This is a genomic window from Bradyrhizobium sp. BR2003, from assembly GCF_009720285.1.
GTDB lineage: Bacteria > Pseudomonadota > Alphaproteobacteria > Rhizobiales > Xanthobacteraceae > Bradyrhizobium > Bradyrhizobium elkanii.
Window position 1 is genome coordinate 1 of the sequence record NZ_SMYJ01000046.1, and the last position, 20526, is coordinate 20526.

The 20526-nt window shown below is 65.6% G+C and carries 20 protein-coding genes; 12 read left to right on the forward strand and 8 right to left on the reverse strand.

The window, feature by feature from the left end; translation table 11 throughout:
• Nucleotides 1–466 precede the first annotated feature (466 nt).
• On the forward strand, nt 467–2092 hold the full coding sequence (locus E2I15_RS35810; protein WP_137480974.1) for an FMN-binding glutamate synthase family protein: 1626 nt from the start codon (nt 467–469) through the stop codon (nt 2090–2092).
• Nucleotides 2093–2104: 12 nt separating this feature from the next.
• Here the strand turns inward: E2I15_RS35810 and E2I15_RS35815 are convergent, their stop codons facing one another.
• From E2I15_RS35815 to E2I15_RS35835, 5 genes are all read right to left on the reverse strand, one after another.
• Nucleotides 2105–3577 carry an FAD-dependent monooxygenase gene (locus tag E2I15_RS35815; protein WP_137480975.1) on the reverse strand — a complete coding sequence of 491 codons (1473 nt, stop codon included), beginning with the start codon at nt 3575–3577 and terminating at the stop codon, nt 2105–2107.
• A gap of 104 nt (nt 3578–3681) precedes the next feature.
• Nucleotides 3682–5670: a carbohydrate porin gene (locus E2I15_RS35820; protein ID WP_137480976.1), complete on the reverse strand. Its 1989-nt coding sequence runs from the start codon at nt 5668–5670 to the stop codon at nt 3682–3684.
• A 310-nt stretch (nt 5671–5980) separates the two neighbouring features.
• Nucleotides 5981–6181 carry a hypothetical protein gene (locus E2I15_RS35825; RefSeq protein WP_137480977.1) on the reverse strand — a complete coding sequence of 67 codons (201 nt, stop codon included), beginning with the start codon at nt 6179–6181 and terminating at the stop codon, nt 5981–5983.
• Nucleotides 6182–6216: 35 nt separating this feature from the next.
• Entirely contained in the window at nt 6217–7872 is a 1656-nt protein-coding gene (locus tag E2I15_RS35830; protein ID WP_137480978.1) for an NRAMP family divalent metal transporter, read from the reverse strand.
• A 406-nt stretch (nt 7873–8278) separates the two neighbouring features.
• On the reverse strand, nt 8279–8584 hold the full coding sequence (locus E2I15_RS35835) for a hypothetical protein (protein ID WP_137480979.1): 306 nt from the start codon (nt 8582–8584) through the stop codon (nt 8279–8281).
• A gap of 340 nt (nt 8585–8924) precedes the next feature.
• Here E2I15_RS35835 and E2I15_RS35840 point away from each other — a divergent pair, with 340 nt between their 5' ends.
• A complete protein-coding gene (locus tag E2I15_RS35840) occupies nt 8925–9194 on the forward strand; it encodes a metal-sensing transcriptional repressor (protein ID WP_137480980.1) in 270 nt (89 codons plus the stop codon).
• A 117-nt stretch (nt 9195–9311) separates the two neighbouring features.
• On the opposite strand, the gene E2I15_RS35845 is transcribed toward E2I15_RS35840, so the two are convergent.
• Nucleotides 9312–9581, reverse strand: a complete 270-nt coding sequence (locus tag E2I15_RS35845; RefSeq protein WP_018269139.1) for a hypothetical protein — start codon at nt 9579–9581, stop codon at nt 9312–9314.
• A gap of 202 nt (nt 9582–9783) precedes the next feature.
• Entirely contained in the window at nt 9784–10590 is an 807-nt protein-coding gene (locus tag E2I15_RS35850) for a creatininase family protein (protein ID WP_137480981.1), read from the reverse strand.
• Nucleotides 10591–10734: 144 nt separating this feature from the next.
• Between E2I15_RS35850 and E2I15_RS35855 the strand changes: the two genes are divergently transcribed.
• The 10 genes from E2I15_RS35855 (at nt 10735) to E2I15_RS35900 (ending at nt 19949) form a co-directional block, all read left to right on the forward strand.
• Entirely contained in the window at nt 10735–11778 is a 1044-nt protein-coding gene (locus E2I15_RS35855; RefSeq protein WP_069280433.1) for an ABC transporter substrate-binding protein, read from the forward strand.
• A gap of 238 nt (nt 11779–12016) precedes the next feature.
• Nucleotides 12017–12823 carry an ABC transporter ATP-binding protein gene (locus E2I15_RS35860; protein ID WP_137480982.1) on the forward strand — a complete coding sequence of 269 codons (807 nt, stop codon included), beginning with the start codon at nt 12017–12019 and terminating at the stop codon, nt 12821–12823.
• The gene (locus E2I15_RS35865) at nt 12820–13608 is read left to right on the forward strand and encodes an ABC transporter permease (RefSeq protein ID WP_137480983.1); all 789 of its coding nucleotides are present in this window, start codon (nt 12820–12822) and stop codon (nt 13606–13608) included. The genes E2I15_RS35860 and E2I15_RS35865 overlap by 4 nt, the downstream gene beginning before the upstream one ends.
• Nucleotides 13608–14591, forward strand: a complete 984-nt coding sequence (locus tag E2I15_RS35870) for a 2-hydroxyacid dehydrogenase (RefSeq protein ID WP_076832688.1) — start codon at nt 13608–13610, stop codon at nt 14589–14591. Before E2I15_RS35865 ends, E2I15_RS35870 begins: the two co-directional genes overlap by 1 nt.
• A complete protein-coding gene (locus E2I15_RS35875) occupies nt 14591–15286 on the forward strand; it encodes an AprI/Inh family metalloprotease inhibitor (protein WP_137480984.1) in 696 nt (231 codons plus the stop codon). Before E2I15_RS35870 ends, E2I15_RS35875 begins: the two co-directional genes overlap by 1 nt.
• 192 nt (nt 15287–15478) lie before the next feature.
• Nucleotides 15479–15874 (forward strand): YciI family protein, encoded by a 396-nt coding sequence (locus E2I15_RS35880; protein ID WP_076832680.1) that lies wholly within the window; start codon nt 15479–15481, stop codon nt 15872–15874.
• Between the two features lie 89 nt (nt 15875–15963).
• Nucleotides 15964–17247, forward strand: a complete 1284-nt coding sequence (locus E2I15_RS35885) for an RNA polymerase sigma factor (RefSeq protein WP_137480985.1) — start codon at nt 15964–15966, stop codon at nt 17245–17247.
• 70 nt (nt 17248–17317) lie between these two features.
• Complete coding sequence (locus E2I15_RS35890; protein ID WP_137480986.1) at nt 17318–17695, forward strand: hypothetical protein; 378 nt, start codon at nt 17318–17320, stop codon at nt 17693–17695.
• Nucleotides 17696–17889: 194 nt separating this feature from the next.
• Entirely contained in the window at nt 17890–18918 is a 1029-nt protein-coding gene (locus E2I15_RS35895) for a putative zinc-binding metallopeptidase (protein ID WP_137480987.1), read from the forward strand.
• Nucleotides 18915–19949, forward strand: coding sequence for a D-alanine--D-alanine ligase family protein (locus tag E2I15_RS35900; RefSeq protein WP_028341789.1), 1035 nt, complete (start codon nt 18915–18917; stop codon nt 19947–19949). Before E2I15_RS35895 ends, E2I15_RS35900 begins: the two co-directional genes overlap by 4 nt.
• A gap of 10 nt (nt 19950–19959) precedes the next feature.
• Here E2I15_RS35900 and E2I15_RS35905 read toward each other — a convergent pair whose 3' ends face one another.
• Nucleotides 19960–20232 carry a hypothetical protein gene (locus tag E2I15_RS35905; RefSeq protein ID WP_016840622.1) on the reverse strand — a complete coding sequence of 91 codons (273 nt, stop codon included), beginning with the start codon at nt 20230–20232 and terminating at the stop codon, nt 19960–19962.
• Nucleotides 20233–20526 lie beyond the last annotated feature (294 nt).

Consider the following 20526-nt stretch of genomic DNA (forward strand, 5'->3'; position numbering starts at 1 on the left):
AAAACGACACCCGCCCTGCTCAAGGCGCTCCGGCCCTGTCCAGCTTGAGGCCACCCCCTCGTCTTCAACTCAAGCCGCCCCTTTTTGCACGGCCTGTTTCGCAGGGACGACGGGTTGGAGGAGCCGCAGACTCACATCACGATTTCGGAATAGTGGAATTTTGCCGGTGAGTTGCCCGACGTGTCAAGTCCCCCTGTCGAGTGCCGGCCGCAGCCGGCTCCTTTGCATGGGGTTGTTTTCGATATTTTGGTAGTGCGCCCGCGACGGCAGGTTATCGCATCCGATCCGCTGCCCTTCGTTGCAGTGCAAAAGCCGGTCTCGTTTCGATTTGACTGGCAACCGCACCCGCCCAATCGGGCGGTTGTCACATCTGTGACTGCTCGGCCGTATAACCGTAGTGCACTTGTTCCGCGAGTTGGATTAGGCTCGCGGCCCACAGGGTATTTGGCCAGACCGGAGGAATTTCATGGATACGATGCTGCTTCCGTTCTCGCCACGCTTCATCGTGCTGACGATCTGCGCCGTCGTGACCGCACTGCTGCTGCTGGTTGGAATTTTTGATCACAAGGTCTTCAAGATCGTCCTGATCCCGCTGATCATCTTCGGCGCGCTGACATTGCTCGGCATCCGCGACCTCACCCAGAAAAACCACGCGGTGCTGCGCAACTACCCGATCTCGGCGCATGTCCGCTTCCTGCTCGAGGAGATCCGCCCCGAGATGCGGCAGTATTTCTTCGAGAGCGAGAAGGACGGCATGCCGTTCTCCCGCGACACCCGCGCGGTGGTCTACCAGCGCGCCAAGATGGTGCTCGACAAGCGGCCATTCGGCACCCAGGAGGACGTCTATCGCGAGGGCTATGAGTGGATGCACCACTCGGTGGCGCCGAAGCCGCGTGCCGACCAGAAATTCCGCATCACCATCGGCGGCCCCGACTGCACCAGGCCGTATTCGGCATCGGTCTTCAACATATCCGCCATGAGCTTTGGCGCGCTGAGCCCTAATGCGGTGCGGGCGCTCAATGCCGGCGCCAAGAAGGGCGGCTTCGCCCACGACACCGGCGAGGGCGGCGTCAGCCCGTATCATCGTGAGATGGGCGGCGACATCATCTGGGAGATCGGCTCCGGCTATTTCGGCTGCCGCAACCGTGACGGCACCTTCAATCCGGATCTCTTCGCGAGCGTCGCGGGCGAAGACCAGATCAAGATGGTCGAGCTCAAGATCAGCCAGGGTGCCAAGCCCGGGCATGGCGGCGTGCTGCCGGCGGCGAAGGTTTCCGAGGAGATCTCCAAGATCCGGGGCGTGCCGATGGGCGAGGACTGCATCTCGCCGGCCTACCACAAGGCGTTCTCGACGCCGCTGCAGATGATGGAATTCGTCGCGCAGATGCGCAAACTGTCCGGCGGCAAGCCGGCCGGCTTCAAGATGTGCATCGGCCATCCCTGGGAATTCCTGGCGATCTGCAAGGCGATGCACGAGAGCGGGCTCTATCCCGACTTCATCGTGGTCGACGGCAATGAGGGCGGCACCGGCGCCGCGCCGCTCGAGTTCATGGACCATCTCGGCATGCCGATGCGCGAGGGCGTCAATTTCGTCCACAATGCGCTGATCGGCATCGGTGCGCGCGATCGCATCAAGATCGGCGCCTCCGGCAAGGTCGCGACCGCCTTCGATATGGCGCGCGCGATGGCAATCGGAGCCGACTGGTGCAATTCGGCCCGCGGCTTCATGTTCGCGCTCGGCTGCATCCAGTCCCTGAGCTGCCACACCGATCGCTGCCCGACCGGCGTGACCTCGCAGGACCCGATCCGCAACCGCGCGCTCTATGTGCCGGACAAGATCGAGCGCGTGTACAACTACCACCACTCGACCCTGCACGCGCTGACCGAGCTGCTCGCCGCCGCCGGCCTCGAGCACACCAAGGAGCTGCGCCCCATCCACTTCTCGCAGCGAAGGTCGACCACCGAGGTCGCTTCCTTCGCCGAGCTCTATCCGACGCTGCGCACCGGCGAGCTGCTCGAAGGCACCCAGGACCGCCGCTTCCGCGACGCCTGGGCGATGGCGCGCGCGGATTCGTTCCAGCCGGCGGGGTAGGGGCTACGCTCGCTACGTACCAGCGGACGCGCCGAACCATTTGGTCAGCGCCTCGGTCAGTCCCGCGTGCGTTCCCTCGCCGACCCACGCCACATAGCCGTCGGGCCGCACCAGCACCACGGTCGGCGCCGGAACGGCTCCGAGCGCAGGAAGCTCCCATGCGCCGCGATACGCGGCATCGACCAGCTGAACCCGGTCGGTCCACCCCGCGATGGCGATGCTGCCGGGCGCGCCGAAATTCAGCAGCACCGGCCGCGCGCGGTGCAGCAGCGCGAAGACTGGCATCGGGCCGTCGGCGGTGACCAGATCAAGATCGGGCATGCCGCGTCCGAGCAGCGGGTGGCCCTTGCCAAGATCGTAGTGAAGGTCGAGGCCCGATATCATCGCGGCGAAGCATCTGCGCGGCTCGTCCATGCGCAGCAGGTCGGAGACGATCTCGTTCAGCGCCTGGGTGCGTGGATCGGTGCGGTTGAGCGCGACATGCGCCATGGTGTTGCGCAGCACGCGGGCCGCCACCGGATGCCGTTCGGCCTCGTAAGTGTCGAGCAGGTCGTCGGGCGCGATCCGCTTGATTACCTGGGCAAGCTTCCAGCCCAGATTCACCGCGTCCTGCACGCCGATATTGAGACCTTGGCCGCCCATCGGCGGATGCACATGGGCGGCGTCGCCGGCCAGCAGCACGCGCCCTTTGCGGTAGGTCACGGCCTGCCGGGTCATGTCGGTGAAGCGCGAGATCCAGACCGGACTGTGGATACCGAAATCGCTGCCGTACGCGGCGACCAGCGCCTCGCCGACGTCGCGCAAGGTCGGCTCCCGGTCGGTGCCGAGTTGCCGCTCGGTCAGTACCAGCCGCACCCGCCCGCCATCTTCCGCCTTGCCGATCGCCGAGGTGCCGGTGTCGTGCTGGCGAAAGCCCCATTCCGGCTCGCCGGCCATCTCGGCCTCGGCGATCAGCCAGCTCGTGGTCGGATCCCACCCGGCGAATTCGATGCCGGCCGCTTTGCGGACGAGACTGCGGCCGCCGTCGCAGCCGACGAGATATTGCGCCCGGAGCAATTGGCCATCCGACAGTTCGACGTCGACGCCGGCCTCGTCCTGCGCGAAGCCGGTCACCTCGCGCGCGCGATAGGACTGCACCGCCAGTTCGCCGACCCATTCGCCGAGCAGGCGCTCGATATGGTTCTGCCGGAGCCCCAGCGTGAAATTGCGCCGAGTCGGAAAATCGGTGATATCCAGTGGCATCAGATGCGAATGGAACAGCACCGCCGGATGGCGCGTTCCCAGCGCGACGAAGCGGTCGCCGATGCCGCGCTGATCGAGCACCTCGATGGTGCGCGCGTGCAGGCCGCCGGCCCGCGCGCCGATCAGGTCCTCCCTCGCGCGCCGCTCGACAATCGCAACATCTATTCCCGCCAGCGCCAACTCGCCCGCCAGCATCAGCCCGGTCGGACCTCCGCCGGCAATCACCACAGCATGTTCCCGCATCCCGCACTCCTCCGTTCGATTGGGGCGCGCGTTGTACGGGATGATCCCGGGCTTGCCGCAAGCCCGGGGGGTCTACATATATTTGAGTGGGGAGAGGGCGCGCCTCAGAACTCGCCGTGGACGCGGCCGGTGAAGATGTGCACCGGGCCGCGGTCGGCGTTGTAGGCGGGGTTGGTGATGAACTGATAGTCCGCGGTCAGCGTCAGGTTCTTGTTCACCTGATAGGCGTAGTAGGTCTCGAAGATCCGCTCCGGGCTGTAGTTCAGCGCGCCGTCGCCGATCAGCAGACCGAGGCCGCCGGCGGCTAGGTAGTCGCGATGCGCTGATGACAGCCCGTTGATCGCGCCGCCGATGCCGATCGTGTCGTTCGCCCGTCCCCACCTGCTGCCCTTGATCGACAGGCCGCCCGAGACGCTGCGGTCGACATCGGTGAACGACAGGATCTCGGTCCGGCCATCGTTCCAGCTGAGGCGGCCGAACAGACCGACATCGGTTGCGATCTGCTGCTCGCCGTTCAGATAGAAGCCGTATTTCAGATTGTCCTTGCGGATGCCGGCCATCACGTCGTTGATGTCGAGCGCCGGATTGGCGTCCTCGATCGCGAGCGCCTGGGCGTATTTGCCGGTGTTGCCGCGGTTGCCGAACACGCCGACGCGGAGCTTGCCGGGCTGGTCGAAGATCGAATAGCGGCCCTCGAACTCGACCACCGCGCCGCCGGTGTTGAACACCAATACGTCGCTGTTCGGTGCGTTCGGCACCTGGAACACGCCGGCGCGCACCGCCCAATCCTTGCGGTTGAGTTCGACCACCGCGCCGCGGGTGTAACCGGGGAGGTCGGCCGGGAAGTCGTAGGCCGCGGACGCCCACATCGCCCAATTCATGAAATCGGCGCGCGGGTCCTTGGCGTAGGAATTGCCGTCGAAGAAATCGCCGACCGCAAAGCGCCCGACCACGAGCGTGAGGCGGTCGATGTCGCGCTTGCCCGCGATCTGGTTCGGGCCGTCGGCGACGTCTTCCTGCTCGCCGCCAAAGCCGAAGGTCTGCTTGAAGTAGTAGCGCTGCGGCCGGATTTTCGGGAACGGCGCGCCGGCCTTCTGGGCTTCGCCGTTCGAGAAGCCGGCGAGGCCGAGCGTGCCGTTGAGGCCAAAGCCCTGCGCGGTTTCCGGGTTGAAGTAGAACTCGCCGCCTTCCCAGAGCCGCACGCCGAGAAACGCCGTCGTGGTCCAGGTCTGCTGCAACTGCCCGGCGCCGGGAAGGCTGTTGGTGCCGGCATAGGGCGAACGGAACGACGCATAGGTCTGCGGCAGCAGCGTCGTCTGGCCGTGCACGCTCCAGTCGCTCGATTCAGGCAGCGCGGTGGGCGTCGGCGTCGCCGACCATGGCGAGTCGCCGAGCTGATAGTTGAGGCCGAATTTCAGCAAATGAATGCGCGGGTCGATGCTGACGCCGGGCATGCCGAAGTCATTGAGGCCGAGCGTGCGGCGCGACAGGTCGACATAGTCGTATTCGACCTTGGCGGTCCAATTGCCGCTCACCGCGAATTCGGCGCCGGCGCCGACGGTCCAGCCGGTGTGGTACTGGCCGGGTTCCGAGATCACCTCGCCCGCGGCGTCGTTGACCCGAACCTGGCTGTGGCCCCAGGCGAAACCGCCGGTCACGTAAGGCATCCAGGTGCCGAAAGAGTAGCCGGCGCGGCCGCGTAACGTGCCGACATAATCGATCGACGAATTGAAGGGGCCGAGCACCCGCCGCGGCAGGTCGGTCGGACCGGTGAAGGTCGCGTCCGCCTCGACGCCGAGCACGAAGCGGTTGGCGAATTCCTTGTTGTATCCGACCTGGAAGCCGCCGATCCCGCCGGTGATGGTGGGCGGAAAGAACACGCCCTGTTCCAGGATCGGGTTGGTGCCGGGACCCAGCGTGCCGTCGCCATAGCCGACATGGGCCCCGACATAGAACCCGGTCCAGCTGTAGACCGCCCTGGCGGCGGGGGATTTGAGGGCCAGATCGGCCGCGGTCGCCGGCGCGCCGAAGGTTGCCGCACCGAGCGCTGCGCCGGCGGCGATCTGGACCCGGAAGAGGCGGACGCAGGTCATGACGCGGCTTTCCGCGAGCAAGTGGCGGTTTCGCCCGGCATCACTGCAGATTTGGCGGCCGCTTGCCACCCGAGATTTGAAATCATCGCCCGCCGTCCCCGGTCCGATCTGTGTCGTCCCATCCAAAGCCAAATCAGCACCTAGCATCCCCCGCTGCTTATTGCAAATAACTCGCAATAGCAACTGAGGCGTACCCAATACCGCTCCGATTTGCACGCCACCGTGACAGTCACGTAACAGCGCGAGGCCGCAGACCGCATCGGCTGCGATCGACCACGCGTCTACGGCAAATCGGTCGAGACCCGACCGTTCAATCGACGCCGCCATTGTCCTCGTCCTTTGTGTTGATGAATGCTGGCTGCGATGCCCTGCCGAGCACGACTCGCGCGCCGGCCCGTTCAACGCATCGCGCCATCGACAGCGCCGTCCGCAGTCCGGCACCCGAGATCACACGACTCTGATGGAGCGCGGCCGCGCCGCGCAGGATGGCGCTCGCCAACCTGAACAGCATGACCGCGCTCCTTCGCTGGCCGCGACTGAGCGCAGTCACGCCCCCACCGTGGCGAGCTGGACGATCCGCAGCAGCACGAGGCCGGCGGCGACGACGAGATAGCCGCGCAGCACGATCATCCAGATCCGGCTCAGCGGGCTGAGCCGCGCCGGCGGCAGCCGGTCGAGCGGCGGCATCCGCCAGCTGTCGCGGTCGATCAAACAAGGCTCTCGCGGGGGCTTGCGCTTGAAGCGGAAGGACGCGTTTCCGCGCGACGACATCTCGTACAACTTGACGGCTGCGGTGACCGCCAGTGCCAGCAGGCTGCCGCCGACGAGGATGCCGATGATCCAAGCCTCGCCGAGATCGGGGAACAGCACCGCGGCGGTCAGGATCACCGACAGCATCACCAGTCCCGCGACCACCGCGCCGGTGAACAGGTTGAGTTTGGTCGAATTGACCCAGGGTCCGAGGATGTGGCGGTCGTTGCACAGCAGCAGCAGGAACACGGTCGCGCTCGGCAGCAGCACGCCGGCCAGCGTCTGCACCGCATTGGTGAGCAGCCCGAGCGGCGTGCCCGGCGTCAGCACCAGCACTGCCGCGAGTACGATCAGGCCGCAATAGACGCTGTAGAAGCCTTTCGCATCCCACGGCTTGCGGTGCAGCGAATGCTTGACCGCGAACACGTCGCCGAGCGCATACGCCGTTGCCAGCGAAACCGCTGCCGCGCCAATGATGCAGGCATCGAGCAACGCGAGGGCGAACAGGGTGGCCGGCAGCCGTCCGGCATATGCCTCGAGCCCGACCGCGGTCCCCAGTGCGTCGGTGTAATTGCCGAATTCGGGCTTTCCTGCGAACACTGCCGCACAGAACGAGATCATCGCCACGGCGCCGACCACGACCAGCATGATGCCGATGCACAGGTCCATCCGCTCATAACGGATGAAGCGCGGCGTGATCCGCTTGTCGACGATGTAGCTCTGCTGGAAGAACAATTGCCACGGCGCCACCGTGGTGCCGACGATGGCGACGATCAGCAGCATCACCTCGCTGAGCTTGGCGTCTTGCGGCATCTTCGGCACGAAGAAGTCGGCTGCGATCTGCCCGACCGGCGGATGCACCATCAGGATCACGGGCACCAGCAGCAGGCTGCCGGCCACCAGCACGATGCCGAAGCGTTCGAAGCGGCGGAAGTCGCCGGTCGAGACCGCCAGCATCACGATTGCAGCCGAGGCCAATACGCCCCAGAACTGCGAGACGCCGAGGAAATGAAGCGCAAACGTGATGCCGATGAACTCGGTGACGATGGTCAGCGCGTTCAATACCAGGAGGTCGATGACGCTGAAGGCACCCCAGAACTTGCCGAAGCGCTCGAAGATCAGCCGCGCATGGCCGACCCCGGCGACCGCGCCGAGCCGCACCACCATCTCCTGGTTGACGTAGAGCACCGGGATCAGCAGCAGCAGCGTCCACAGCAGCGTGGTGCCGTAGTTCTGTCCGGCCTGAGTATAGGTGCCGAACGCGCCGGCGTCGTTGTCGCCGATCATCACGATCAGGCCGGGGCCGACGATCGCCAGCAGCGTCTTCAGCCGGGCCGCCAAGGTCGCGCGCGGCGCGGCGTCGTCGCGCGCGATACTGCCGAGCGCGCCGTGGATGTCGCCGGCATGCGCGCTATCGAGAATGGCGGTTTGTGTAGTCTTGCTTTCGGTCATTTCGCGTCTCCTCGCCGCCCTCAGGCACGGCGGGAGGGACGCAGGCGTCGTCAGACGCGCACGTCTCCGCTGCCGTGAGCAGCGGCATTTCCAGATGTCATGCGGTTCAATGGTCCCGCTGCTGCGCCGCGATGGCGCGCAACGGGGCAACTAGGTCCTTCGTCCATGTCGGCCTCCTAAACCAAGACGACTACTTCTGACCGAGCAGCGGGCGCCGCTTCACCTCGCCCCGCGTGCGGGGAGAGGTCGGATCGCATCGTCCGATGCGATCCGGGTGAGGGGGGCCTCCGCGATCACGGCTATCACCGTGTATGCGGAGACGGCCCCTCACTCCAACCTTCTCCCCGTAAGAACGGGGAGAGGGAGCGGCAGCACCGTCGTTATCAAGCCCACCCTCATCGTCGGCCTAGGCGCACAGCGGCGGCTTTGCCGCGGCGTGGCGCGTGGCTGTTGCGCGCGGGCCGAAACGCCGGCCCCCGCGTCGCTGCTGATCGAGATCACCGCTGGTGTCTTCCGCAATCCAACGGCATTCCAGCCGGCCGTCGATCAGGATCCAATGACAGGCCGGGGTTGGACGGCGGCGGCGGCCCGCCAGGCGGCGAAAGCCCGGCAGGTTGTCATTGCAATGAATGACGGCCGGCGGCGGCATGCGCCGCGGCTCGCCAACGCGCCGCGGGCCTGCTTGCCGGAATTTTGCGAGCTTTTCGAACATCGCTCACCTCCACTTCCGCTGGTCGCGGCAGGCCGGTGAGGAGCAGTGGTCAGCTTGGGCGCGACCACCCGTCCACGCAGGCGAGATCTGCGCGATCAGTCTTGCTGTGTTGCGGCGTCACCAGTCCCGGCATCGCCGGTCTACTGTCGCCTGAGTTGCTACTGCCCATGTGCCTTCTGTGCTGGCTCGTGGATCGACTTGTCTCCGGAGATAGAACCCCCGGGGCGGAACGAACGTTCCGATCATCGGGCACTACGCCCGCGACAATGGCCTGTCAAGCCGATTCCGCTATCCTCCGGGGAGGATCATGATTATCCTCCCGGGAGGATAGGAGAGCCAGATGTCCGACGACCATCCGCACGCTGCGATCGCCCGGCGCCTGAAGCGCGCCAATGGCCATCTCGACACCATCGTCGAGATGATCGAGCAGGGCCGGCCCTGTGCGCAGATCGCGCAGCAATTGCAGGCGGTGGAGAGCGCGATCGAGAGCGCCAAGAAGGCGCTGATCCACGATCACATCGGCCACAGCCTGGAGGAGACGCTGAAGGCAGCGGGGCCGAAAGGGCGAGCCGTGCTGCGCGATTTCAGGCTGGTCGCGAAGTATCTGTGATTGCCGCGTTCAAGAATTGACCCGCCCGGGGGGATTCACCGGACGGGTCGGTTGCGACACGGGGTGGATGAGGACCCATGCCGAACACAGGATCCGCAACCTTAGGAATTGTGTCGATCAGTAGTAGCAGCTGCGCACGCGGCCGATGTAATTGCCATAGGCGTCGAACTGGCGCACCCAGCCGCAGCGCCGATAGCCGCCGCCGTAGTAATAGCCGTCGCTGGCCGCGATCGCGCTGCCGACAACGGCGGCGCCGACAAGGCCTGCGCCAACGCCCCAGCCCCAGCCATAGGGCTTCGCTTCAGCCTGCGACGTCGTGGACGCGATGGTGCCGGTCACGGCGAGCGCGGTGAGGGCGAGAGCGGCGAACTTGGTCTTGATCGACATGGAATACTCCATCCTGTGTGGGGCGGCGCCGGTGCGGTCCGCATGCCCGTTGGACGGAGGCTGTGCGGTTCCGGTTCGAAGATCGGGGCGGAAATATGGTTTCGCGAATTGTTTCGTCGCGTCTGCCCGGACGAAGCCATTCTAGTCCTGACGCGTTTTCTTCACGCCAACCGGTACCCGCTTTGCTCGAAAATGCTGTCGGTCAGTGGCCGCGAAACACGCTGGGATCGAACCGGTCGACGTCGGCAAGCAGCTCGCAGAACGCGCGCGCGCCGTGCTCGATCAGCTTCTCGCCCTTCTCGGCCGAGGCCTTGGTCGCATCGCCGATCGCGCCGCTCGGATTGAGGTCCTGCGCCTGCCAGGCGAACGGCGCCGGCCGCTGCGTCGACAGAAAGCGATGATCCTTCTCGATCTGCACGCTCGCCGGCTTGAAGTCCGCGACCGCTTCCTTGCGCACGGCTTGCGGATATTTCGCCAGCATGATCGACGTCTCGACCGCGCCGCCATGGATGCCGTGGCGCAATTCGCCGGCGTCGAACAGCCCGTCCGGCGCGCCGAAGCGCGACCAGCTCGTGGTCACCACCAGCATCTGATGGCGCGCGCGCAGATCCTGCGCCACCAGCTGCATCGCGGCGGAATTGCCGCCATGGCTGGTCACGATCACGAGCTTCCTGACGCCCGCGCGCACCACGCTCTCGCCGAGCGCCATCCAGCTCTTCAGCGCCACGTTGGTCGGCAAGGTCAAGGTACCCGGAAAATCGATGTGCTCGGTTGAGACGCCGACCGGCTGCAACGGCAGGAACGTGACGGGAGTGGCCGCCGGCAGCAACTCTCGCACCCGCGAAAGATAGGCCTCGCCGATCATGACGTCGGTTCCGAGCGGCAGATGCGGCCCGTGCTGCTCGGTCGCGGCCAGCGGCAGCACCGCGATCCAGCGCGCGGCCGCATCCCTGGCGATATCGGGCCAGTGGATGGCGGTCCAGTCGCGGGGCGGAAGCTGAGAAGTCATCAAGCCGGTCGTTTCAATACAAGCGTTTCACGGGATGGATTTGCAGGCTAGTTTGTTTAACATCATAACGGGTTCGCGTCTCCGGGCGCGGTCCGCGTCTTCCCGCCTTCCATCATGGGCCATAATGATCGACGGAGTCCAACCATGATCCCGGCCTTTTTGCTGCGAGCGTTAACCACAAGCCTTTTGACCGCCGCGCTTTGCGTCGCCGCGGCGCTTGCCCCGGCGCGGGCGCAGACCTCCGACAAGACCTTGGACAAGGTCTCGTTCGGCACCAATTGGGTCGCCGAGGGCGAGCATGGCGGCTTCTTCCAGGCGCTCGCCGACGGCACCTACAAGAAATACGGCCTCGACGTCACCATCGTGCCCGGCGGTCCCAACGAGAACAACCGCATGCTGCTGATCGCGGGCAAGCTCGACTTCTTCATGAGCGCGAACTCGCTGCAGACCTTCGACGCCGTCACCAACAACGTGCCGCTGGTCGCCGTCGCCGCCATGTTCCAGAAGGATCCGCAGGTCTTCCTGACCCATCCCGAAGTCAAGGCCACAAAGATCGAGGACCTGAAGCCGCTCACGCTTTTGATCTCGAAGGAGGGCATTACCAGCTACTTCCAGTGGCTGAAGTCCGAATACGGTTTCGACGAGAACAAGGTGAAGCCCTACACCTTCAACCCGCAGCCCTTCATCGTGAACAAGCAGACCGCGATGCAGGGCTACGTCACCTCGGAGCCCTTCGCGGTCGAGAAGGCCGCCGGCTTCAAGCCGAACGTGCTGCTGCTCGCCGATTACGGCTTCAACTCCTACTCGACACTGATCGAGACCCGCCGCGACCTGGTCGACAAGAAGCCTGACCTGGTGCAGCGCTTCGTCGATGCCTCGATCGTCGGCTGGTACCACTATGTCTACGGCGACAACTCGGCCGGCAATGCGATGATCAAGAAGCTCAATCCCGATATGAACGACGAGTTGCTCGCCTATTGCGTCGCCAAGATGCGCGAGCACGGCATCGTCGATTCCGGCGATTCCATCAAGAACGGGATCGGCGCCATGACCGATGAGCGGATGGCGAGCTTCTTCGACAAGATGGTGCGGGCCGGCGTGGTCAAGAGCGCCATCGACTATCGCCAGGGCTACACGCTGCGCTTCGTCAACAAGGCGGTCGGCGCCGAGCTCAGGCCGAAGAACTGACCATGATCCGATCTGTTGCAGCATCGGCAGTCGACCTCTCCGCTCGAAGGAGAGAGCAATCGCGCATGGTGTCCGCGGAGTTTGTCCACCGGCTTCCTTCGCCTATCCCGCTTGCGGGGGAGGCCGGCGCGCGCCGACCGCCGCTGCCTCTCGAATCTCTGATGCGCTCGTCACATTGTTCGCCGCGTGGAGAGATGTCTTTCGCGGCTCGGCTGCGCTCACCATTCTCCCGCCACCGATGGTAGAGAGCGTCGTGCTGGAAACCGACGCCGTCGACCTCGCCGTGCGTCTGCGCGGCGTCAGCAAGACCTATGACAGCGGCGTGAGGGCGCTCGGGCCGCTCGACCTCGATGTGAGGCGCGGCGAGTTCGTCTCGCTGCTCGGGCCCTCAGGTTGCGGCAAGTCCACCGCGCTGCGGCTCATTGCAGGTCTCGCCGCGCCAAGCGCCGGCACTGTCGAGATCTCGCATCATGGCGCGGAGCAGCGCGGTAGCCACCGCATCGGCTTCGTATTCCAGGAGCCGACCCTGATGCCGTGGGCCACGGTGCGCGACAATGTCCGCCTGCCGCTGAAGCTTGCGCGGCTACCTGCGACCAGCGCCGATGCGCGCATCGATGCGGCGCTGGATCAGGTCGGGCTAGCGGAGTTCGCGAGGGCCTATCCGCGCGAATTGTCCGGCGGCATGAAGATGCGGGTGTCGCTGGCGCGCGCGCTGGTGACCGATCCGGATGTCCTTCTGATGGACGAGCCGTTTGCGGCGCTCGACGAGATCACGCGCTTTCGCCTCAACAACGACCTGCTGTCGCTCTGGCGCGGCCTGCACAAGACTGTCATCTTCGTGACGCACTCGGTGTTCGAGTCGGTCTATCTGTCGCAGCGCGTGATCGTGATGACGGCCCGCCCGGGCCGGATCGGCGCCGAGTTTCGCATCACCTCGCCGGAACCGCGCGGCGAGGAGTTCCGCACCTCGGCCGAATATGCCGCGTTCTGCCGCGAGGTCTCCAGCGCGCTGGCGCCATCCTATGCAGGGCAGGCGGGCGCATGAAATCTCCGCAGGACCTCGTCCGTTTTCTGCTGCCGCTTGCGGTGTTCGCCGCTGGCCTCGTGCTCTGGGAAGCCATCGTCCGCGGCTATGGCATCCAACCTTACGTGCTGCCGAGCCCGCTGTTGGTGCTGAAGACACTGGTTGCGGACTGGCCGGTGCTGTCGCAATCGCTCGGCGTCACGCTCCTGACCACGCTCGAAGGCTTCGTTGCGGCCGCAATCGGCGGCATCGTGCTGGCGCTGTTGTTCAACCAGTCGAAATGGCTGGAATATTCGCTGTTCCCCTATGCTGTGGTGCTGCAGGTCACGCCCGTCATCGCGATCGCGCCGCTGCTCCTGATCTATCTGCAGCAGCAGACCGCGGTGATCGTCTGCGCCTGGATCGTGGCGTTCTTTCCGGTGCTGTCGAACACGACGCTCGGCCTCAACTCGGTCGATCGCAACCTCGCCGGATTGTTTCAACTTTATGGCGCCTCACAGCTGCAGACGCTGCTGTTCCTGAAGCTGCCCGCGGCGCTGCCCTATATCCTCGGCGGCCTGCGCATCGCCGGCGGGCTGTCGCTAATCGGCGCCGTGGTCGCGGAGATCGCGGCGGGCAGCGCCGGTGCCGGTTCGGGCCTCGCCTTCCGGATCGCTGAATCAGGCTACCGGCTGAATATTCCCCGCATGTTCGCAGCACTTCTGCTGCTATCGCTGGCCGGGATTGTCATCTATGGGTTGCTGGCGCTAGTTTCGCACCTGTTATTGCGGCGTTGGCATGAAAGCGCGTTAGGAAAGGACAGTTGATGGCCCCGATTTCTTCCGAAAAGATCGATCTGTTGATCTATGGACCGATCCGGCCAATCCTCGAAAACGGCTTTCCCGATCAATACGTGCTGCACCGCGCCGAGAGCCGCGGCGACCTCGAGCGGCTGACGCCCGATACGATGGCCAAGATCCGCGGTATCGCCGTCACCTATCACACGATGGCGACCGACAAGACCGCGCTGGCGATGTTTCCCAAGCTGGAAATCGTCGGCAGCTTCGGCGTCGGCTACGACCACGTCGATTCCGCCTATGCGCGCGATCACAATATCGTGGTCACCAACACGCCCGACGTGCTGACCGAGGAGGTCGCCGACGTCGCGATGGGCTTGTTGATCGCGACGTTGCGCGAATTCGTCAAGGCCGACCGCTATGTGCGCTCCGGGCTGTGGCAGACCCAGAATTATCCGCTCAGCGTCGGCTCGCTGCGCGACCGCAAGATCGGCATCGTCGGCATGGGCCGGATCGGCCAGGCGATCGGACGCCGGCTCGACGCCTCGCGGGTCCCGGTGTCCTATCACTCGCGCAATCCGTCGAAGGACGTCTCCTACAAGCACTATCCCGATCTGATCGAGATGGCGAAGGCGGTCGACACCTTGATCGTCATCGTGCCGGGCGGCGCCTCGACGGCGAAGATGATCAATGCCGACGTGCTGAAGGCGCTCGGTCCGCGCGGCGTGCTGATCAATGTCGCGCGCGGCTCGGTGGTCGACGAGCCGGCGCTGGTCGCGGCACTGAAGTCCGGCACCATCCTGGCCGCCGGTCTCGACGTGTTCGCGGCCGAGCCGAACGTGCCGGACGAATTGAAGGCGATGCAGAACGTCGTGCTGCTGCCGCATATCGGCTCGGCCTCGGTGGTCACGCGCAACGCGATGGACCAGCTCGTGGTCGACAACATCAAGAACTGGTTCGCCGGCAAGCCGCCGCTGACGCCGGTTGCCGAAACGCCCGTCAAGGATCGCTGATGTCGTTGTCCCGCTTCGATGCCGTGCTGTGTCTGCTGCTGGCCGCGTGCGGTCCGGCGGCGGCGCAGGACGTCACGACGTTGAAGAGGGACATGATCGGGCAGTGGGAGCTCGCCACCACCGAGCGCAGCAAGACCTGCGTCGTGACGCTGAAGGGCGATACGGCGCCGCAAGGCTTCAAGCTCGAGCTCGAGCCCGCTTGCGCCGCCGCGCTGCCCTTCACCAAGGACATCACCGGCTGGAGCATCAAGGGCCTCGGCGACATCGTGCGGCTGCAGAACGCGGCCGGCGAGGCGGTGATCGATTTCACCGAGGTCGAGACCGGCATCTTCGAAGGCATGCGCACCAACGAGGGTGTCTATATCCTGCAAAACCTTGCCGCGGCGCGCTCGCTCGCCAAGTCCATGGACCAGATGATCGGCGACTGGTCGTTGGTGCGCGGCAACGGCCAGGCGATCTGCACGCTGGTGCTGACCAACACCGACGCCGGCAACGACAATTTCCAGGTGTTCCTGAAAGGCAAATGCGATCCGGCAGTCGCTTCCTTCAACCCGACCATGTGGCGGCTCGATCACGGCCAGATGATCCTGATGTCGGCCAAGGGCGAGACCTGGCAGTTCGAGGCCGACGACAACGCCCAGTGGCGCCGCGTCCCCGACAGCGCCGACCCGCTGATCATGCTGCGGGAGCAGTAGGCGGCGGCGTTTGCTGCAAACACCGGGCCGTCCCTGCTTTCGCAGGGTCGACGATGGGCCGGTACGATCTGCTTTTGCCCGAAAAATAATTCCCGCCCCCCTGTCGATTCACCCCCTCCCGGATCGTCGTTCCCCATAGCGAGCCGGTCTTGCGGCGATCATCGCCGCGTCTCGCCCAACAGGAGTTTTCCGATGCGCTTCATGTATATCGTCACCTCCCCCCAGCCCCCGGGCCCGCCGACGCCCGCTCTGATGGAGGCGATGGGCAGGCTTGCCGAGCGGGAAATCAAGGCGGGCCGCATGATCGACACCGGCGGGCTGCTGCCGGTCGCGATGGGCGCCCAGGTCCGCATCACCGACGGCAAGCTCAACGTCGTCGACGGGCCCTTCGTCGAGACCAAGGAGATGATCGGCGGTTACGCGATCTTCGAGCTCCGCAACAAGGAGGAGGCGGTCGCCGCCGCGGTGGAGTTCATGCAGCTGCACAAGGAGCATATGCCGGGCTGGGAGGGGACCTGCGAGGTCCGCCCCTTCGCCACCCCGGGCGCCGACGGCGGCTGTCAGGTCGATGTGTCCGCCTGCGCCTGATGCACCGCGCGAACCGGGCGTTCTCAAGCGAAGTGGACGCCGGTTCGCGTGAAGAAAGCGCGTCAAGGCAATAATCCAGGTCGGCGGCGATGACGGCCGCCGACATCCAGGCCACGATCCTTGCGGTGTGGCGCATCGAGCAGCCGCGGCTGATCACCAGCCTGTCGCGGATGCTGCGCGACGTGCCGCTCGCCGAGGACCTGACCCAGGAGGCGCTGGTCGCCGCGCTCGAGCATTGGCCGGCGGATGGCGTGCCGGAGAAACCGGGCGCCTGGCTGATGGCGACCGCCAAGCGCCGCGCGCTCGACCATCTGCGCCGCAATCGAATGCTGGCCGAGAAGCACGGCGTGATCGCGCACGACCTGGCGCGGGAGCAGGAGACCATGCCCGACTTCGATGCCGCGCTCGACGACGATATCGGCGACGAATTGCTGCGGCTGATCTTCACCGCGTGCCATCCGCGCCTGTCGCGGGAGGCGCGCGCCGCGCTGGCGCTTCGGATGATCTGCGGCCTCACCACCGAGGAGATCGCACGCGCCTTCCTGCAGGCGGAGGCGACCATCGCCCAGCGCATCGTGCGCGCCAAGCGCACATTGTCGGAGTCGGGCCTTGCCTACGAGACGCCGCGCGGCGAGGAGCTGTCGGAGCGGCTCGCCTCCGTGCTCGAGGTCGTCTATCTCATCTTCAACGAGGGCTATACCGCGGCAAGCGGCGACGAATGGCTGCGGCCGCAGCTCTGCAACGAGGCGCTGCGCATGGGCCGCGTGTTGACCTCGATCGCACCATCGGAGCCGGAGGCGCACGGGCTGCTGGCGCTGATGGAGTTCAACGCCTCGCGGATGGCGGCGCGCACCGATGCGTCCGGCGAACCGATTCTGCTGATGGACCAGAACCGCGCGCGGTGGGATCGCCTGCAGATCCGCCGCGGGCAGCTCGCTTTGGCGCGCGCCCGCGAGCTCGGCGGCGCCGGCGGCTTCTATGCGCTGCAAGCCGCGATCGCCGCCTGCCACGCCGCGGCCGGCACGCCTGATGCGACCGACTGGAACCGCATCGCCGCGCTGTATGGCGATCTCGCCGCGCTGCTGGATTCACCCGTGATCGAGCTCAACCGCGCGGTTGCGATCGGTATGGCCGAGGGGCCGCTTGCCGCGCTCGCGATCGTCGACGGCCTCGCGGATGAGCCGGCGCTGAAATCCTATCATCTGCTGCCGAGCGTGCGCGGCGATCTCCTGCACAGGCTGAGCCGTTTCGCGGAGGCGCATGCCGCGTTCGAGGCCGCCGCCGCGCTGGCCGGCAATTCGCGCGAGCGTGAGTTCCTCAAGCGGCGCGCCGCGATCGCCGCGCGTGCCGCGCTGGATCATGGCTGCCGCTGACGGCTCCGCGATTTCGACTCAAACCTCCGGCATGGTCGGGCCACGATGGAGCGCAATGGGAACTGCCGCCATGACGAAGCAATCCGTGCTGGCGATCGGCCTCGACCCGACCTTCGTCGATCTGTCCGTCGTGCCGCAGTTCACGCCCGAACTGGTGCGCAGCTATCTCGACGCACAGATCGAGGGCCTGCGGACGCTCGGCTACGACGTCGAGAGCTGCCTGATCGACCTCGGCGATACGGCGGAAGCCGTAACGGCGGCGGCCCTCAACGCGCGCCGCTACGACTGCGTCGTGATCGGTGCCGGGCTGCGCGAGCCGCCGGAGCGGCTCTTGCTGTTCGAGACGATCCTCAATCTGGTGCACCGGCTCGCCCCCGATGCCGCCATCTGCTTCAACACCAGGCCGGCCGACACCGCCGCGGCCGTGCAACGCTGGGTCAAGCCCTAGGACGCAAGATGAGCGTCGCCTCGAGCCGGCGAATCGGGCTCGGCGCGCTGCCCGCCGCCCAAGGCGGACGCTCGGGCCGGGTCCGGCCCGCTGCCGGCATTGGCCGGGGGCGCGGCGCGAAGGCCCGGCGGTTGTTGCCGGCGGCAACCTATGACACCATTCAGAGTCCGATTTGTTTTAAGCTTTGGAAGCCCATGCCGCGCCGCAAATTTGCCTGGGAGAAGCTGACGGACGAGCAGTTGCTCGCGCAACCGCTCAGCCGTCTGAGGGTTGCCGTCGAGGGCACCTGGCTCGCCGATTGTGTGAATACGCTATACGAAGAGCTCGAGGAGCGCGGCGTCCGGTTGCGGCCGCACACATGGATCTCGAGCGAATGGTTCAGCCCGGCCGATGTGCCCGGCATCGCGATCCCGTTCTACCTCGCCCATCCTCGCCTGATGAAGCTCGAGAAGAAGATGATGCTCGACGTCGAGGGCGCCTCGTGGTCCGAGTGCATGGCCATTCTCCGCCACGAGGCGGGGCACGCGGTGCAGCACGGCTACCAGCTGCAGCGCCGCCGGCGCTGGCAGCAGCTGTTCGGCCCGTCGTCGCAGCACTACCCGCGCTACTACCGGCCCAATCCGGCCAGCCGCAATTACGTCCAGCATCTTCGGCTCTGGTACGCGCAGAGCCATCCGGACGAGGACTTCGCCGAGACCTTCGCGGTGTGGCTGCGGCCGCGCTCGAACTGGCGGACGCGCTATGCCGGCTGGCCCGCGCTGAAGAAGCTCGAATATGTCGACGAGCTGATGGGCGAGATCGCCGGCAAGCGGCCGCTGCTCGCGACGCGCGAACGGGTCGATCCGCTGCATACGCTCAAGCAAACGCTCGCCGAGCACTACAGGAAGAAGCAGGCGTTCTACGCCTTCACGCCGCCGAAGACCTACGACCGCGATCTCTCCAAGCTGTTCTCCGCCGATCCGCGGCATTATCGGCGTCCGCCGGCCGCGGCCTTCATCAGGCGGCACCGCGCCCAGATCAGGCAGCTGGTGGCGCGGTGGACGGGCGAGAACCAGTTGACGCTCGATGCCGTGCTTGACGACATGATCTCGCGCTGCCGCGAGCTCAATCTGCGTGCCGTCGGCCCCGAGCAGAAGCTCGTGACAAACTTCACCATTCTGCTGACCGCCAAGACCATGCACGCGCTGTTCGGCCCGTCGCGCCGGAAATGGATCGCGCTATGAAACAGCTTCGCATTCTGGTGCTGATGCACCCGGACTGTGTGCCGCCCGACTCCAGCGATGGATACAGCGCGCGGGAGATCAACGAGTGGAAGACGGAATACGACGTCGTCAGCACCCTGCGCGCGGCCGGCCATGAGGTTCGTCCGCTCGGCGTGCAGGAGGAAATCAAGCCGGTGCGCGACGAGATCGAGGGCTTCAAGCCGCACGTCGTGTTCACGCTGCTGGAGGAGTTTCACTACGACGTCGTGTACGACCAGCACATCGCGAGCTATCTCGAGCTGATGAAGATCGCCTATACCGGATGCAACCCGCGCGGCCTGATCCTGGCGCGCGGCAAGGATCTGTCCAAGACGCTGGTGCACCATCGCCGGATCCCGGTGCCGGCCTTCGCGGTGTTTCCGATGCGCCGCAAGGTCAAGCGGCCGCCGCGTCTCGAGCTGCCGCTGATCGTCAAGAGCCTGAGCAGCGATGGATCGCTGGGTATCTCGCAGGCGTCGATCGTCGATACCGACGAGAAGCTCGCCGAGCGCGTCGCCTTCATCCACGAGCGGATCGGAACGGCCGCGATCGCCGAGCAGTTCATCGAGGGACGCGAGCTCTATGTCGGCGTGCTCGGCAACAACCGGCTGCGGGTGCTGCCGGTGTGGGAATTGAAGTTCGGCAGCATGGGCGGCCCTGCCGCGCGCCAGATCGCCACCGAAAAGGTCAAGCACGATACCAGCTATCAGGAGCGGGTCGGGATTGTCGACGGCCCGGCCGAGGACCTCACGCCGGAACTATCCGCCCATATTCAACGGCTGGCGAAGCGCATCTACCGGACCCTGGGGCTCGACGGCTATGCGCGCATCGACTTCCGCCTGTCCACCAATGGCGTTCCGTATTTCATCGAAGCCAATCCCAACCCCGAAATCGCCAAGAGCCAGGAGTTCGCGACGGCCGCCGGGCATGACGGGCTCAACTATCCGGATCTCCTGCAGCGCATTGTGACGCTCGGAATAAGCCGCGCCAAGGCCGGCGCATCGCTGGGCTGACTCCAGGCCGTCAAAGGCTGCGCTGCATCGGATGGCGTCGCGCATCTTTGGGGATGAACATCGCAAACGTTTCCCTAACGCGCGCGGCCGGCGTCACGTTGCCGGCGGCTGCGGACACAGGGGCCGCCGTCGGATGAAACGCGTCCGGTTCCGGCCAGCGCCGTGCAAGGACTTCGTTTACCGAAACCGGCATGGCGAGCCCATCACTGCGGCAGCTGTCGTAGACGTACAAACCGGCAAGAAAAATCGATACGACAACAAGGATCGTCCTGAAAATCGGCATTGTGTTTGCGCCTTCTTGATTGAGGCGGACAATGCCCGGTGACGGTGAACCGCGCGTTTAGCGCTCCGGTCGATCGGCCGATACGGTTCCCAACTCATGAACGTCGGAGCGTAAACGACCCGCTTACCAATGCCTTCAAGGTTGCGGCAACCAGCTTTCCTCACCGGCGGGAAAGAAGTCTCTGGCATTGAGAGACCAACAACAAGACTGAGGAGGCACCATGTTCGTCGCCATTCGAGTCATGATCCTGATCGCCAGTGCATATGCCGGCTCGGCCGTTGCAGAGATGCAGTT